The sequence below is a fragment of the Saltatorellus ferox genome (assembly GCA_007751475.1).
Classification (GTDB): domain Bacteria; phylum Planctomycetota; class UBA1135; order UBA1135.
Map to the genome: position 1 here is coordinate 2,819,134 of CP036434.1, position 14,992 is coordinate 2,834,125.

12 protein-coding genes are annotated in these 14,992 nt (G+C 66.9%); all 12 read left to right on the plus strand.

Annotated features, from left to right (window positions below):
- The first annotated feature begins 592 nt into the window (after positions 1–592).
- The 12 genes from Poly30_RS10075 (at position 593) to ybeY (ending at position 14,987) form a co-directional block, all read left to right on the plus strand.
- Positions 593–1,318 (plus strand): hypothetical protein, encoded by a 726-nt coding sequence (locus tag Poly30_RS10075; RefSeq protein WP_145196833.1) that lies wholly within the window; start codon positions 593–595, stop codon positions 1,316–1,318.
- 339 nt (positions 1,319–1,657) lie between these two features.
- Complete coding sequence (gene rpsO, locus Poly30_RS10080) at positions 1,658–1,927, plus strand: 30S ribosomal protein S15 (protein WP_145196835.1); 270 nt, start codon at positions 1,658–1,660, stop codon at positions 1,925–1,927.
- Positions 1,928–2,112: 185 nt separating this feature from the next.
- Complete coding sequence (gene pnp, locus Poly30_RS10085) at positions 2,113–4,353, plus strand: polyribonucleotide nucleotidyltransferase (RefSeq protein WP_419191207.1); 2,241 nt, start codon at positions 2,113–2,115, stop codon at positions 4,351–4,353.
- Between the two features lie 359 nt (positions 4,354–4,712).
- Positions 4,713–5,204, plus strand: a complete 492-nt coding sequence (locus tag Poly30_RS10090; protein WP_145196839.1) for a hypothetical protein — start codon at positions 4,713–4,715, stop codon at positions 5,202–5,204.
- 103 nt (positions 5,205–5,307) lie between these two features.
- Positions 5,308–6,855, plus strand: coding sequence for a type II secretion system protein GspD (locus tag Poly30_RS10095; protein WP_419191208.1), 1,548 nt, complete (start codon positions 5,308–5,310; stop codon positions 6,853–6,855).
- A 130-nt stretch (positions 6,856–6,985) separates the two neighbouring features.
- The gene (locus tag Poly30_RS10100) at positions 6,986–8,398 is read left to right on the plus strand and encodes a type II secretion system protein GspK (protein ID WP_145196843.1); all 1,413 of its coding nucleotides are present in this window, start codon (positions 6,986–6,988) and stop codon (positions 8,396–8,398) included.
- Complete coding sequence (locus Poly30_RS10105) at positions 8,398–10,020, plus strand: hydantoinase B/oxoprolinase family protein (RefSeq protein WP_145196845.1); 1,623 nt, start codon at positions 8,398–8,400, stop codon at positions 10,018–10,020. Before Poly30_RS10100 ends, Poly30_RS10105 begins: the two co-directional genes overlap by 1 nt.
- A 78-nt stretch (positions 10,021–10,098) precedes the next feature.
- Positions 10,099–11,454 (plus strand): adenylosuccinate synthase, encoded by a 1,356-nt coding sequence (locus Poly30_RS10110; RefSeq protein ID WP_145196847.1) that lies wholly within the window; start codon positions 10,099–10,101, stop codon positions 11,452–11,454.
- Positions 11,451–12,362, plus strand: a complete 912-nt coding sequence (uppS, locus tag Poly30_RS10115; RefSeq protein ID WP_419191209.1) for a polyprenyl diphosphate synthase — start codon at positions 11,451–11,453, stop codon at positions 12,360–12,362. The genes Poly30_RS10110 and uppS overlap by 4 nt, the downstream gene beginning before the upstream one ends.
- Entirely contained in the window at positions 12,359–13,354 is a 996-nt protein-coding gene (locus Poly30_RS10120) for a phosphatidate cytidylyltransferase (RefSeq protein ID WP_145196849.1), read from the plus strand. Before uppS ends, Poly30_RS10120 begins: the two co-directional genes overlap by 4 nt.
- Positions 13,355–13,362: 8 nt before the next feature.
- The gene (locus Poly30_RS10125) at positions 13,363–14,511 is read left to right on the plus strand and encodes a PhoH family protein (RefSeq protein ID WP_419191210.1); all 1,149 of its coding nucleotides are present in this window, start codon (positions 13,363–13,365) and stop codon (positions 14,509–14,511) included.
- A gap of 2 nt (positions 14,512–14,513) precedes the next feature.
- On the plus strand, positions 14,514–14,987 hold the full coding sequence (gene ybeY, locus Poly30_RS10130) for an rRNA maturation RNase YbeY (RefSeq protein WP_419191211.1): 474 nt from the start codon (positions 14,514–14,516) through the stop codon (positions 14,985–14,987).
- Positions 14,988–14,992: the final 5 nt, after the last annotated feature.

Sequence of the window (14,992 nt, forward strand, 5' to 3'; positions counted from 1 at the left end):
AGACCTCAGACCTCAGACCTCAGACCTGCCCAGCTCGCCCTGACGGGCGAGCGCTCCAGCGGGCAGGCCACCAGCCGCTACCGGGAAGCCTCAGCCCACGCGTTCGGCGCTTCGCGCGAACGGCAGGCAGTCTGTGTCGGGAGACCTGTGGCGGGAGACCTGCAGGGGCGGCGGTCAGCGGTCGGGTCTGCTGCCAATGCAAGTGGAGCCGGGCCGCGCGAGCGTTGTGGCAGCGAAATGCCGGGCCGTCCGATCGTTGTGACAGCGCGCAGTATCTCTGGCATTTCGCCTGACGGCGAAATAGCGATTGCATCGCGTGGCGCTCGCCGCGCAGGCGTCCTCGCCGGACGGGCGCCCTCGCCGGGCGGGCGTGCTCGCCGCACGGGCCGCGCGGGCGAGCCGCGCGCGGGCCACTCAGCGCCCTGCGGGCGCCGAGGTGGGCCCGGGGCGTCCTGCGGACGCCATGGAGCCGAGCGGGAAGACGATGGGGGCCCAAGGGCCCAAACCCCAAACGACCGCCCAAAACGAAGATTGGCGGAAACAGGCGAAACAAACGTGAGGAATCGGGTCTCGGGATCACTAGCATCGGGGGATGCGTACCAACTATCGAAAGGGGGGGCTCGGTCTCGAGTCGGGTTGTAGTACAGGAGCTCGCGTCTTCCGGACAGCGGGCGGTGTCCTGGTGCTGGCGGCGTTCATCTCTGCACTGACGCTGACCTCGTGTCAGACGACGCCCCGGATCAAGGGCCGGGATACCCAGGTCCTCGCCCAGGGGCGACTGGCGGCTCTCAACCCGACCGACGTGGCCGTGGCACCGGTGATCTTGGCCTCCGCCGACATCGTGGCGCCCGTCGAGCACATCCGGCGCGGGGCCCAGTACGGGCTGGCGACCAGGCTCTACAGCCCGATCTCGACCGAGATCGTGGACCAGAGCCTCGGCGGTGGGGTGGACGCCGCTCCGATGACGTTCACGCCCGGCACGATCCAGGCGAGCTACGTTCCCGGCGACCTCGCCGAGGACGCGGTGCTGGAGATCTTCGTCGAGCGCTGGGACACGACCAACTGGGATATCCGCCGGAGCATGGACGTGGCCGTCGAGGTCCGCATGATCGATCCGCGGGACCCCACGGGTCCTGAGCTCTGGGCAGCGCGGATCGACAGGAAGTTCGATTTCACCTCGGCGATCGAGACCCGGACGACGGGTTCGAAGGCCACTCAGCTCGCCTGCGACCGAATTTTCCGGGAGCTGATGGCGAAGCTGCCCGTCCGCGACACCACTCCGCGGTCGCCGCTGGCTGGCGAAGTTCCCAGCCGCTGACCGCCTTTTCCGCCGCTGGGGCCTTGGGAAAGAGCTGCGGAAGGACGATGACGGCTCCGGAGAGCGAGGATTCCCCAAGAGTTGGGATCCTCCCGGGCCTTCGGTCGCTAAGATCGTCCGCCAGTAAGCCGCCCGGATCGCTCCGCGCGGCCGTTCATTCCCGCTCTCCAGCACCCCGGACCCAGCGGTCCCCGAGGTTCCTTCATCGCTTCCCCGCCGACGAGTCATCGTTCGAGCTGGGTCGGGTGATCGCAGGACTCGGATCTGCATCCGGGGCAAGTCCGCTCGAGGTTCGGCGCCATGGCGCACGGACACGGGCCATCCCCACCGAAACGAACCATGGCCATCGAAGCCACCCGCAAGGCCGAAGTCATCAAGGAATACGCGGTCAAGGACGGCGACAACGGATCTCCCGAGGTCCAGGTCGCCCTTCTCACCGAGGACATCCGCAGCCTGACGGAGCACCTGAAGGTGCACCGCAAAGACTTCACGTCGCGCCGCGGCCTTCTCAAGAAGGTGGGCCGTCGTACCAAGCTCCTGCGCTACATGCGCGAGAACACGCCGGACCGCTACGCGAGCGTCATCGCTCGATTGGGCCTCCGTCGCTGATGCCGGGAATCCTCATTTCCTAGGCAGCCGCATGCGCACCCCTTGACGCCGTTGCGGCTCGGGGTGCGCTCGCATTTGGCGCTGAAGTCCCGGTGCGGATCCGCGTGACGCGGAGTCCGGGACCGGAAGAGCGCAAAGAGAACATCACCAAAACTGGACAAGACAAGACAAGACACAACATGACCATGAAACCGACACGCGTCGAAGCGACGATCGCAGGCAAGAAGCTCACCCTCGAGACCGGCCAGGTGGCCCGTCAGGCCGGTGGCGCCGTGATCGCAACGCTCGGCGAGACCCGTTGCTTCGCCGCAACGACCGCCGGCGCCGGACGCGACGACATCGACTTCTTCCCGCTCGTCTGCGACTACCGCGAGAAGACCGAAGCGGCGGGCAAGATCCCCGGCGGCTTCTTCAAGCGCGAAGGGCGCCCGACGACCAAAGAGATCCTCACGATGCGCCTGATCGACCGCTCGATCCGGCCCATGTTCCCCGACGGCTACAAGTCGGAAGTGCAGGTCATGACCTCGGTCATGCAGTACGACGGGATGAACAACCCCGACGTCGTCGCGATGATCGCGGCGTTCGCCTCGATCCGCATCGCGGGTCTGCCCTTCGAGACGACCCTCGGCGCCATCCGCGTCTGTCACATCGACGGGAAGCTCGTCGCGTTCCCGAACGACAAGGACCGCCGTGACAACAGCCGCCTCGATCTCGTGGTCTCCGGCCACGAAGACGGCATCTGCATGGTGGAGTCCTCCGCCAAGGAACTCACCGAGGACGAGATGATCGACGCGCTGACGGAGGCCCACGAGGTCATCCTGCAGATCGTGGACCTCGTCAACGAGCTCGTCGATCGCGCGGGCAAGCCGCAAATGGAGTTCAAGGCCCCGAGCATCGACCAGGGGCTTCGCGCCGAGGTCTTCCGCTACGAGAAGGACCTCTCGAAGGCGATGCTGACCGACGGCAAGCACGAGCGCGGCGCGGCGGTCAGCTCGGTCCGCGATCGCGTGATCGAAGACCTCACCCGCGGCGTGGCCGAGGAAGAGCTCAAGAACACGACGAAGAACATCAAGGAGTTCTTCGGCGACCTCAAGAAGCACTGCGAGCGCGCCGCGATTCTCAGCGGACGCCGCGTGGACGGCCGCAAGTGGGACGACATTCGCCAGATCACGATCGCGCCGAACTTCAACCCGCGCCAGCACGGCTCGGTTCTGTTCACGCGCGGCGAGACCCAGGCGATGGTCAGCGCCACGCTCGGTACGCCCGACGACGAGCAGGTCATCGACGGCGTGGAGGAGGAGTACAAGAAGAACTTCTACCTGCACTACAACTTCCCGGCCTACTCGGTCGGTGAGACCCGCCGCATCATGGGCCCGGGTCGTCGCGAGATCGGCCACGGCATGCTCGCGGAGCGCGCGCTCACGTCGGTGATGCCGTCGCGCGAGTCGTTCCCGTATACGACCCGAATCGTTTCCGACATCACCGAGTCCAACGGCTCGTCGTCGATGGCTTCGGTCTGCGGCGGCTGCCTCGCGATGATGCTCGCGGGCGTTCCGCTGTCCCAGCCGGTCGCCGGTATCGCCATGGGCCTCGTGTCCGACGGCGATGAGCCCGCGATCCTCTCGGACATCCTCGGATCCGAGGATCACTGCGGCGACATGGACTTCAAGGTCGCAGGTTCGGGCGTCGGGATCACCGCGCTCCAGATGGACATCAAGATCACCGGCGTGAGCCGTGAGCTTCTGTCCGCCGCTCTGGAGCAGGCTCGTGTCGGCCGGATCCACATCCTCCGCGAGATGCTGAAGGCGGTTCCGTCACCGTCGGCGGAGGTCTCGGAGTTCGCGCCGCGCATGGAGACGATCAAGATCCCGAGCGATCGCATCGGTTTCCTGATCGGCCCGGGTGGCAAGAACATCCGTCAGATGCAGGCTGACTACGAGGTCCGCATCTCCATCGTCGATGACGAGGGCAACGTGCAGATCTATGGCACCAACGCCGAGAAGGTGAAGAAGTGCCGCGACGCGATCTCCGCCACCATGGAGACGCCGGAAGTCGGCTCGCGCTACAACGGCACGGTCAAGAGCGTCCGTGACTTCGGCGCGTTCATCGAGATCCTGCCGGGCGTCGAGGCGCTTTGCCATATCTCCGAACTGGGCGAGGGCTTCATCGAGAACGTCACGGACGTGGTGAACGTCGGTGACGAGATCGACGTGATCATCATCAACGTGGACGACCGCGGGAAGATCAAGGTCAGCCACAAGGCGACGCTCGAAGGGGCCGAGAGCTCCGACGAGGAGAAGGGTGACGACGATGGGGGCGACGACGATCGTCCGCGCCGTGACCGGGGTGACCGCGAGGACCGCGGCGGCGACGACCGTGGCGCACGCAGGCCCCGCCGCTCGCGTCGCCGTTCCTCGGCGCGCTGATCGTTGCCTGCGCCCCTTTCGGGGGTGACCTGCGCTCCCTTCGGGGGTGATCAGCGCTCCCTCCGGAGGTAACTCGGGGCGGTCCGGCGAAGGCTCGCCGGTTCCGTCTCACGAAAGAACGCGCCCGCGTTCCCCGCCAGGGGACGCGGGCGCGTTCGTCTCATTCCGGGGCGTGCGCTTTCCTGGAGAGCTTCTTTGGCTTGATGTGCCAGTCAGATCGGGGCTTATCCAGGATTCACAAAGGAAATGAGCAGACACGTAGGGATTCCTGACGAAAGCCCCTATAACGAAAGCTTCATTTCGCGACGCGCTGACCGACGGCGCCCGAAACGGGTTGTCCCCAGCTCGAACCATTGATCGTGCAGATTCTACTCAGCCTCCTCGCCGTGCTCTCCCTCGGCCATGTACAGGTGCCCGCAAGCACCGCTCAGACCTCGACGATTCAAGCCAGTGAGTCGGTCGACCTAGCGGGCTCCTCTGCGGCGCAGACCGAGTATGACGGCGTGTTCATGGCTCCGGCGGTCGACGATGGGCGTGGTACGCCCTATATCGTCGAGAAGTCGGACAACATCTGCGGTCTGGATGAGCCTCGTCAGCTCACGAATCCGGCGGTCGTGGACTACGACTCGTTGATCGAGGCGACGGACGAGTACAGGAAGATCCAGAAGGACAAGATCGATCCGACGTCTTCCGAGGGAATCACCCTGATGACGAAGGCGCGGGCGCGCGTCCTGAAGGCCTGTGAGTCCGTGCGAGCCTCCCAGGGGCACTGCAGCGTCTGGAAGGACATCAAGCGGCGGGACAAGCGCTCCGTCGACGACATCACCGATGAGGTGAAGCGGCAGCTCTGAGCACGATCACTCGGCCATGCCGGGCCGATGTCACGAATCGAACGAACGCAGGACGCCGCCATTGTTTGGCGGCGTTTTGCTTTCCAAGATGCAGCCTCCACCCATGAACCGTGCTCTCCTCCCACTGATGTTCACCGTCGCAGCCTCTGGCTGCGTCTTCGGCGGAAAGGACACCCCCGATCAGGATCGGCGGGCGAAGACGATGTTCGAGGACCTGATCTCGCGCGGTCGCAATCAGCCCGCGGGGATCGATGACTTCCTGGAAGACGAAGACTCGTTCCGGAAGGTGGCAGAGTCCTATGCGGACCAGCCTCAGCTCGGTTCCGACGAGCGGCGCAGCGTTCGCATCGACCGGGACCTCGGCGGCGGCGAGGGCAACGATCTCGTCGCGAGCGCGACGTCGGAGCGCACCGAGTCCGAGGCCAGCGAGCCGATCGACGAACTCGATCTGCTCGGGGAGCTGGTCGACGCCTCGACTCCCGTGCAACTCCCGCCGGAGCCGACGATCAACCCGTACCTGGAGTTCGGCAAGAGCATCGTCTGGTATCCCCTGCGTGACGGCGACACCGAGCGGCTCATCATGAAGCCGTACACGTTCCCGGCGGGCACCGGCGACAGGATCTTCAGTCTCCTGAAGTCGTACTCCGTCGTGCCGATCCACGCCGCGGTGCTGGACGGAGCTGTTCCCGACGGACTGGGGCCCCAGCCGGAGGGGTCGGTGCTCCTGGACCTGCGACTGGGATTCTCCGTCGAGGCCTATTCGGACCCGCGCGGCCCGCAGCTCCGGTCGCCGGAGGCGGTTCCACTCAGCGACGTCCTCTTCGTGACGGCAGCGGCCTATCAGCTCGCCGAGATCGAGCACTTCATCGATCTCTTCGCGGCCGACGTGCGGCAGATCGAGATCGAGGCGAAGATCGTCGAGGTCACGACGCGCGAATCGCTGGACCTCGGCGTGAAGCCGCTCGGTGACGGCACGCCGATCTTCGGGCTTCCGAACCCCGGGACGTTCATCAACAGCATCGACTTCTCCTTCGAGAACACCGTCGATGTGTCGGAGACCCTCTTCGGTCTGGGCGCGGTCTTCGACGGCGTGACGTTCAACGCGGTGCTGGAGGCGGTCTCGGCGTTCGAGAACGTCTCGATCATCTCCCGTCCGAAGGTGGCGGTTCGCGAGGGCGCCCGCGCCGACATCGTCAACGTCACCCGGATCCCGTTCTACGAGGTGTCGGCGATCAGTGCCTCGGGGGTGCCGAACCTGAAGCTGACGTTCCAGGACATCGGTGTGCAGATGTACGTGATCCCGCGCGTGATCGGGCGCGACACGGTGATCCTGAACATCGACATCGAGGCCTCGCAGTCGACGGGAACCGCGGTGAGCTTCAACTTCGGCGGGAGCGACGTCGAGGTGCCGCAGCTCTCCAAGCGCAACGCCCGGACGATCGTTCGCCTCGAGCCCGGCCAGGCCGTCATCCTCGGCGGGTTGATCTCGGAGCGGACGCTGGACAGGGTGCGTAAGGTGCCTCTCCTCGGCGACATCCCCCTCCTGGGCACGCTCTTCCGGAGCAAGATCACGAGCAAGGAGCAGTCCAACGTTCTGTTCTTCATCCGGCCGCGGATCCTCGAGGGCAGCGACCTCAACTCGCCGTTCTGATTCCCTTCCCCGGAGAGGCCTGTAGCCTGCCCCGGCAGCTTGCTCCGGCAGCCTCCTGCGACAGCCTCCTGCGACAGGCCGGTCGGAATTCGGGAAGACCGGCGGACCCAGTCCGTATCCTCTGGGAGCCTTGAAGACCTTCCATCCACGACTCCGCCAGGCGAATGACTCCAAGCGGGGCGCCGCGCTGCTCCTCGCCTTCCTGGTCCTGATCGTCATCATCGCGATCGTCTACCAGATCTACACCGTCACCCAGTCGGATGCGCGGATCTCACGGAACGAGATCACTCGCTCCCAGATGGACCTGGCCATCCGATCGGCCATGCTCCAGGTCTACGAGGACCTCGCCGAGGACGGGCGGGCCGCGATGGCCTCCGAGGCCGACAGCGGTGCGCCTCCGGGCGGTGGCGGCCAGGATCCCACGGCGGGCGCCACGGATCCTGCCGCCGCGACCGGAGAGCCCGGCGAGCCCGCGCGAAACCCCGACTCGGTCGACTCCCAGATGGACAGCTGGTACACACCCCAGTCGACCAACTTCGAGGACATCCAGATTCGGATCATGATCCGGGACGAGAACAGCAAGTACAACGTTCTCAACATGCTGAACCCGGACGAGGAGGTGGCGGACGCAGCCTACGCCACGGTCGTTCGCATCCTCGACAAGGCGCGGGGTGATACCGACTACGACATCGGGCTCACGGAGGCCGAGCAGATGGCCGATGCGATGCGCCAGCACATGCGGAAGCGCACGTCGTCCGACCTGCCGCGCCCACGGCTCCTCACCGAAAGCTCCGAGGACGAGGAAGCAGCGCTGCCCCTTTCCTTCGCGGAGTTCCGCGCTCTGGAGCCGTTCTCCGAGGACCTCTTCCGCGATTTCTTCGACACGGACGATACGCGGATCCACGGGATCCAGTCGTTCCTGACGATCTTCACCTCACCTACCGTTGGCACCGAAGAGCCAGGCGAAGGAATCCCCCAGGGTTCCGGAGGCTTCGCGGTCAACGTGAACACCGCGCCGCTCGCGGTGCTCGCCTCGCTGCTGGAGAGCCGCGACGTCAGCTACCGGCTCTGGGACGAGATCCTCGAGTACCGGAACATGGAGGAGGATCCGATCGAGGGCGAGGAGGAGGGCGTCGAGGAGGTCGAGCCCGAGCCGATGCTCGATGAGTACGGCGAGGAGATCCTCCCCAAGCAGATCTTCGATTCGCTCGACGAGCTGGAGGAGGTCTTCGAATTCAAGGGACTGCTCGAGGCCGAGAAGACGAAGGTGCGCGATCGCCTGCAGGTGACGAGCGACGTCTTCGAGATCATCCTTGCCGCGCGCATCTCGACCGCCTCGGAGGCCCAGGAGCGCCTCGAGTTCGATTCGCGCCGCGAACAGGAGGAGTACTTCCGGTCGGGTAAGCACCTGGTCCGGATCGTGCGTACCGTGATCTGGCGCCGTCAGTCGGAAGACGACATTCTCATCACGCCGCTGGTGCCGTGGGAGGTGATCGACAACGCGCCGCTCCAGGTCCTCGATTACCCCGACGAGGATCGGTGATGGTCGAGGCGTCGGAAGAGGTTCGTTTCGACCCGCTGAAGGTCGAGGTCTTCCATCATCTCTTCGCCGCCGCAGCGGAGGAGATGGGCGTATCGCTTCAGCGGTCGGCGTTCAGCGTCAACATCAAGGAGCGCCTCGACTTCTCGTGCGCGATCTTCACCGCCGATGGCGCGATGGCCGCGCAGGCCGCGCACCTGCCGGTTCACCTCGGCGCGACGCCGCTCTCGGTCGCGGCCGCGATCGCGCGGCATCGGCTCGCGCCAGGGGACGTCGTCTTCCTGAACGATCCCTTCGACGGCGGGACGCACCTTCCTGACATCACGTCGGTGGAAGGGGTGTTCGATCCCGACGCAATGAACGCGGGCGAGGATCCGGAGCCGCTCTTCTACTGCGTATCGCGCGCTCACCACGCGGACGTCGGCGGTGCGTTTCCTGGCTCGATGGCGCCCGCCCGCGACGTCCACGGGGAGGGGCTCCGCATGCCGCCCGTGAAGCTCGTCCGGCGCGGAACGATCGACCAGGATCTCCTGGAGATGTTCCTTGCCAACGTCCGGGTTCCGGCCGAGCGCCGCGCCGATCTCCTCGCGCAGCTTGCCGCCAGTCGTGCGGGTGTCGTGCGCCTGCGGGCGATGATGCGGGAGCACGGGGCCGCCGAACTCACGGCGCGCGCCCGGGATCTCGTCGCCTGGACGGCGTCCCTCACGAAGGACCGGATCGCCAGCCTGAAGCCCGGCACATGGCGCTTCGAGGACGTCCTGGAGGGCGGAGCTGACGGTCGGGGCGAACTCCTGCCGCTGCGGCTGGCTCTCCTGTCCGACGGCGAGCGCCTCGTCTTCGACTTCAGGGATTCCGCCGCCCAGGCCATGGATGGCGCGCCGGTGAACACGACCCGCGCGGTCACCGTGTCGGCGGTTTTCTACTGCCTGCGCCTCCTGCTGCCCGAGGGCACGCCGACGAACGCTGGAATCCTGGAGCGCGTCGAAATCCTGACGACGCCTGGCACGGTGGTGGACGCCGCCTATCCTGCTGCGGTGGCCGCGGGCAACGTCGAGACGAGCCAGCGACTCGTGGACGTGATCCTCGGCGCGATGGCCCGGATGCTTCCCCTGGACGTGCCTGCCGCAAGCGCGGGGACGATGAACAACCTCTCCTTCGGCGGCACCACGGCGTCCGGGCGATCCTTCACGCACTACGAGACCCATGGAGGGGGCGCAGGCGCAGGCCCCCGCTTCGCCGGGGCGCACGCCGTGCAAACGCACATGACGAACACCCGGAACACGCCCATCGAGGCGCTGGAGACCGAAATGCCGGTTCGGGTGCTGAGTCAAACGGTGCGGCGGGACAGCGGAGGCAAGGGGGCGCGCGCCGGAGGAGACGGAATCGTGCGGCGGCTGCGCTTTCTCGTCGACGTTCGCCTCGCCTGGATGGGAGAGCGCCAGCGCCAGGCGCCCTACGGCCTCCAGGGCGGACAGCGGGGCAGCCTGGGCACCGCATCGGTGCAGCCTCCGGGTGAGCCAGCCCGGACGCTGGATCCGAAAGCAGCGCTCGACCTGCCGGCCGGCGCTGAATTCGAGGTTCGTACCCCGGGAGGTGGGGGTCACGGAGACCTCCCACCTGTATGATCGTGGCCCCCTGCTGCCCGGACCGCCGGGTGGCCTTCGTGACGCCCACTTCTCTTCCGCCAAGCGACCCCTCCTTTCATGCCTTCACTCAGCGTCTTTGGAGCCCAGTGGGGCGACGAAGGAAAAGGCAAGATCATCGATCTTCTCAGTGACCGCGTCGACCTCGTCGTGCGCTACCAAGGTGGGGCCAACGCGGGCCACACCGTCGTCGTGGACGGCGAGAAATGGGTTCTGCACCTCATCCCCTCGGGGATTCTCCACGAGGGCAAGCTCAACATCATCGGATCCGGCGTCGCCATCGATCCGGTCAAGCTCCTCGGGGAACTCGATGGGCTCAAGGAGCGCGGCGTCCACGTGGGCCCGGATCGCCTGAAGATCGCGGCCAACGCCCACGTGATCTTCGAGCAGCACAAGCACATCGACGGGCTGTCGGAGCGCTGGAAGGGGTCGGGGCGCATCGGCACCACCGGCCGCGGCATAGGGCCCGCCTACGCGGACAAGGCGGCTCGGACGGGCCTGCGGATCTGCGACCTCCTCGACCCCGTGCGCTGCGCCGAGCGTCTGCGCGCCAACCTCGCCGAGAAGAACGCGCTGATCCAGCGCGTGCACGAGGAGCCGCCCCTCCCGGTGGACGAACTGGTCGACCGCTACAGCGCACTCGGTGCGCGCTTGCGTCCCTTCGTGGCGGACACGGGAGCGCTTCTTCGTCAGGCGTATCGTGACGGCCGACGCATCCTCTTCGAGGGCGCCCAGGGAATCATGCTTGACCTCGACCACGGCACCTATCCGTACGTGACGTCGTCCAGCACCGGCTCGGGGGGGATCCCCTCGGGCGCAGGCGTGCCGCCCAGCATGGTGGGCCGTCCGATCGGGATCGCGAAGGCGTACTGCACGCGGGTCGGTGAAGGGCCCTTCCCGAGCGAGATGAAGGATGCGGCCGAGGCCGAGCGCCTGCGGGCCGCCGGCCATGAGTACGGGGCGACGACCGGTCGTCCGCGGCGCGCCGGTTTCTTCGACGCGGTCGCCGTCCGCTACGGCCTGGAACTCTGCGGGGCCGAAGGCTGGATCATGACCAAGCTCGACGTGCTGGCGGGGCTCGGTGACCTGGAGATCGTGACGAGCTATCGGTGCGGAGAGGACACCTACACCGAGTACCCGGCCCACCTCGCGTCCCTCGACGGCATCGAAACGGTGACCGAGGCCATCCCCGGATGGACCGAGGATATTTCTGACTGTCGCTCCTTCGGCGAGCTGCCCGATGGCGCGCGCAAGTACGTGGAGCGAGTCGAGGAGCTGATCGGAGTGCCGATCGTTCTCGTCTCGGTCGGGGCAGATCGCGGAGCCAACATCGTTCGTGGATCCATCTTCGGGGATGGCTGGGAAGCGTCGGCGAAGGCCCGCGCGGCTGCGGCACCGGAGGGCGCGCTGTCGTGACCGGGGCGTCGGGCGAAATCCCGGGGGGCGTTCGTCCCGTCGGCGGCGCTCCAGGTAGCGCGGTGGGGGACCTGACTCCAGAGGCGCGGGCCTTCCGCGATTCGCTGAAGGGTCCGTTCGCCGAGCACGTGGCCATCATCATGGACGGCAACGGGCGCTGGGCCCAGGAGCGTGGCTGGCTGCGGGTCCGCGGGCACAAGGAAGGCACGGACTCCGTGCGAGAGATCACGACGACGGCTGCCAAGCTGGGTATCAAGAGCCTCACGCTGTACGCGTTCAGCCGCGAGAACTGGAAGCGGCCTGACTTCGAGGTGTCGACGCTGATGCGGCTCCTTCGTCTCTACCTGCGGCGAGAGCGGAAGACGCTCATGGACAACGGCATCCGGCTGCTGGCGATCGGGCGCATGGAGGACCTGCCGCGGTTCGCGCGCCGTGCGCTGGAGGAGACCATCGCGCTCACGGCGGGGAATCGCCGTATGACGCTGCGGCTGGCGCTCTCCTATGGCGGACGCACGGAGATCGCGGATGCCGCGCTGGCCATGTCCCGTGACCTGGCCTCGGGGACGCTCCTCGAGGCGGACGTGGACGAGGACACCCTGCGCCGCTACCTGTATGACCCCGGCACGCCCGATCCCGACCTGGTGATCCGCACGGCTGGCGAAATGCGGCTTTCGAACTTCCTCCTCTGGCAGGCTTCCTACGCGGAGTTCTACATGACGCAGGTCTGCTGGCCGGACTTCCGGCGTAAGGAGTTCGAGGAGGCCCTGCGCGCCTACGCGGGCCGCAAGAGGAAGTTCGGCGGACTCCTGAACGACGGACCGCAGGAGTCGGCGCCGGATGAGGAGGCAGACGAGGAGGCAGACGCAGCGCTCGGAGCGGGCTCGTCGGCGGGGGCCCAATCCGCATGAGCGGCGCGGACACGTCCTCGGAGTTCGAGCAGCCGGTCGCGGGCGACCAGGAGAAGGGCGCAGCAGACCAGGCGAAGGGCGCAGGAGACCAAGCGCAGGGAATGACCCGGCGCCAGAAGGTGGTGCAGCGAACCAAGGTCGGCGGTGGACTCGCGGTCGTCGTCGCGGGGCTTCTGTACGCTGCGTCGCTCGGGCCAGGTCCCCAGATCACGCTCGGGCTGGGGGTCGTCCTCTCCCTCTGGTCGCTCGTCGAGGTCAGGCGCATGGGGCTCTTCCTGTCGCCGCTCGGCTTCGTCGTCGCAGCGCTCTCCACGATCGGCTTCGCCGCCATGCAGGTGCTCGAACCCGATGCCGTGGGCGCGGCAGCGCGAGGGCTGGCTTCGAACCCGTTCCTGGTCATTGCAGGCCTCTCCCTGCCGCTGGCAGCCCTGACGTTCCGTACGACGGTGCGACACGCCCGCGCGGGAACGAAGCCTCCCGTCAAGGCCGTTTCCACCGTGCTGCTGCTCGTCACCGTCGCGCTGCCTCTGCTCGCGCTGTACCCCATCCGGCTCGCCGGCGGGGCGGCGGGGCTGGCGGCGTACATCGGGCTCGCGAAGATCGGCGACATCGCGGGGTACTACTTCGGGAACCTGATGGGCAAGCGGAAGCCCTTCCCGAGCATCAGTCCAGGCAAGACCGTCGCAGGCTGCAATGCCTCCCTCATCACCGCCGTTCTCGTGGGGGCGCTGTTCGTTCAGATGGGCGTCCTCGATGGCGCCCGGTACGGTCTCGTTTCGGGCGCAGCGCTCGGCGCGGCGGTGAACCTGCTCGCGCAGGCTGGGGATCTCCTCGAGAGCGCCTATAAGCGTCGCGCGGGCTTCAAGGATTCGGGGACCACCTTCGGCCCCTCCGGTGGCATGTTCGATCTCATCGACAGCCTGATCCTGTCGGCACCGGTCGCCGCACTTCTCTGGCCCTACCTGTTCCAGTCCCGCGCTCTGCAACCCTGACGACGTCCTTGCCTGAACTCACGATTCCGCTGCGCTCCCACGAGGAGGCCATACTGATCCTCGGTCCGTACGACCGGTACGCTCGCCTCTTGCGTCAGGACCTCGATATCGAGATCTTCGCGCGGGGTGGAAACCTGCGTCTGAAGGGGCAAGAGGACGGAATCCAGGAGGCTTCGCTGCGGATTCAGCACCTCCTCGGAAAAGCGCGCAAGGGGCGCGAGCTCGGGGTACGTGAGATCGAGGCGATCTTGCTCGACCGGACGGTTCAGACCGCCGAGAGCGCCAGGGGCAGCACCGGTGGAGGCAGCGGTGGAAGCCGCTCGACCCGACTTGGGGCGGACAGGAACACGAACGGGAGCGGTCGCTCCGGCGGAATGGGGTCACTGAGTGGTGCCGGCCCTACGAATCGCTGGCAGGGGTCCCATCGTCCGGGTTCGGTTCGCTTTCGTCCGCGGGGCGTCGAGCCGCGCAGCGACAACCAGCGCCGTTACATGGACGCGATCGAGAAGCACGATCTCGTCTTCGGATTGGGCGCGGCAGGTACCGGGAAGACGTATCTGGCGGTGGCGGCCGCCGTGCAGCGGCTCCGGAAGGGGCGCGTGCGCCGCATCATCATCACGCGTCCTGTGGTCGAAGCGGGCGAGCACCTCGGGTTCCTGCCGGGTGACCTCCAGCAGAAGCTCGACCCCTACCTGCGTCCGATCTACGACGCGCTCCGCGATATGATCGAACCGGAGGACCTCGAGCGACTGGAGGAGGCGGGGGTCATCGAGATCGCGCCCCTGGCCTACATGCGCGGTCGAACGCTCTCGAACGCGTTCGTGATTCTCGACGAGGGCCAGAACACGACGGTGAGCCAGATGAAGATGTTCCTGACCCGACTGGGCGAGGACTCCTGCATGGTGGTGACCGGCGACCCGAGTCAGAACGATCTGTCCAAGCAGCAGCGCAGCGGGCTCAGCGACGCGGTCCGAAGGCTTCGGGGGCTTGACGCGGTCGGGGTCGTGGAGTTCGATTCGTCGGACGTGGTTCGGCACCCGCTCGTCGGGAAGATCGTGCGCGCCTACGAGAAGAACGAAATGGGGCCCGAGCGCGCCGGGCAGTCCGGGCCGAGACCCGTCGATCGCGAGGCGCGCGAAGACGGTCGCGAGGACTGAGGTTGAGTTCGTTCACCTGGACGCAGGAGGCGGGTGAGCCCTTTCTCTCGGAGGCGGAAGCGCTGCGGGCGCTGGAAGCTGCGCTCGAACATGGGGGGCGAGCGGGAGCTGCCGTCGACCTCGTGGTGGTGGGGGCGAGGACCCTCGCGGATATGCACGGGCAGTTCCTCGAAGACCCGTCGGAAACCGACGTGATCACGTTCGACCTTGCCGACGACGATCTTCCTGCCGACGTGCCCCGCGGCCCGGAAGGGGAGATCTACCTCAGCGCGGATCGCGCTCGGGACGAGAGCGCGCGTCGGGAGGTCTCCGCGGCGAGAGAGCTGTCTCTCTACATCGTGCACGGCGCGCTCCATCTCTGCGGTATGGACGACCACTCCGAAGAGGATCGGCTGGCCATGCGCCTCGCCGAGAGGTCCGTCATGGCTCGACTCGGGTACGCCGAGGACACCGCGCCGCACGATCGAGCGGAATGAGAGCC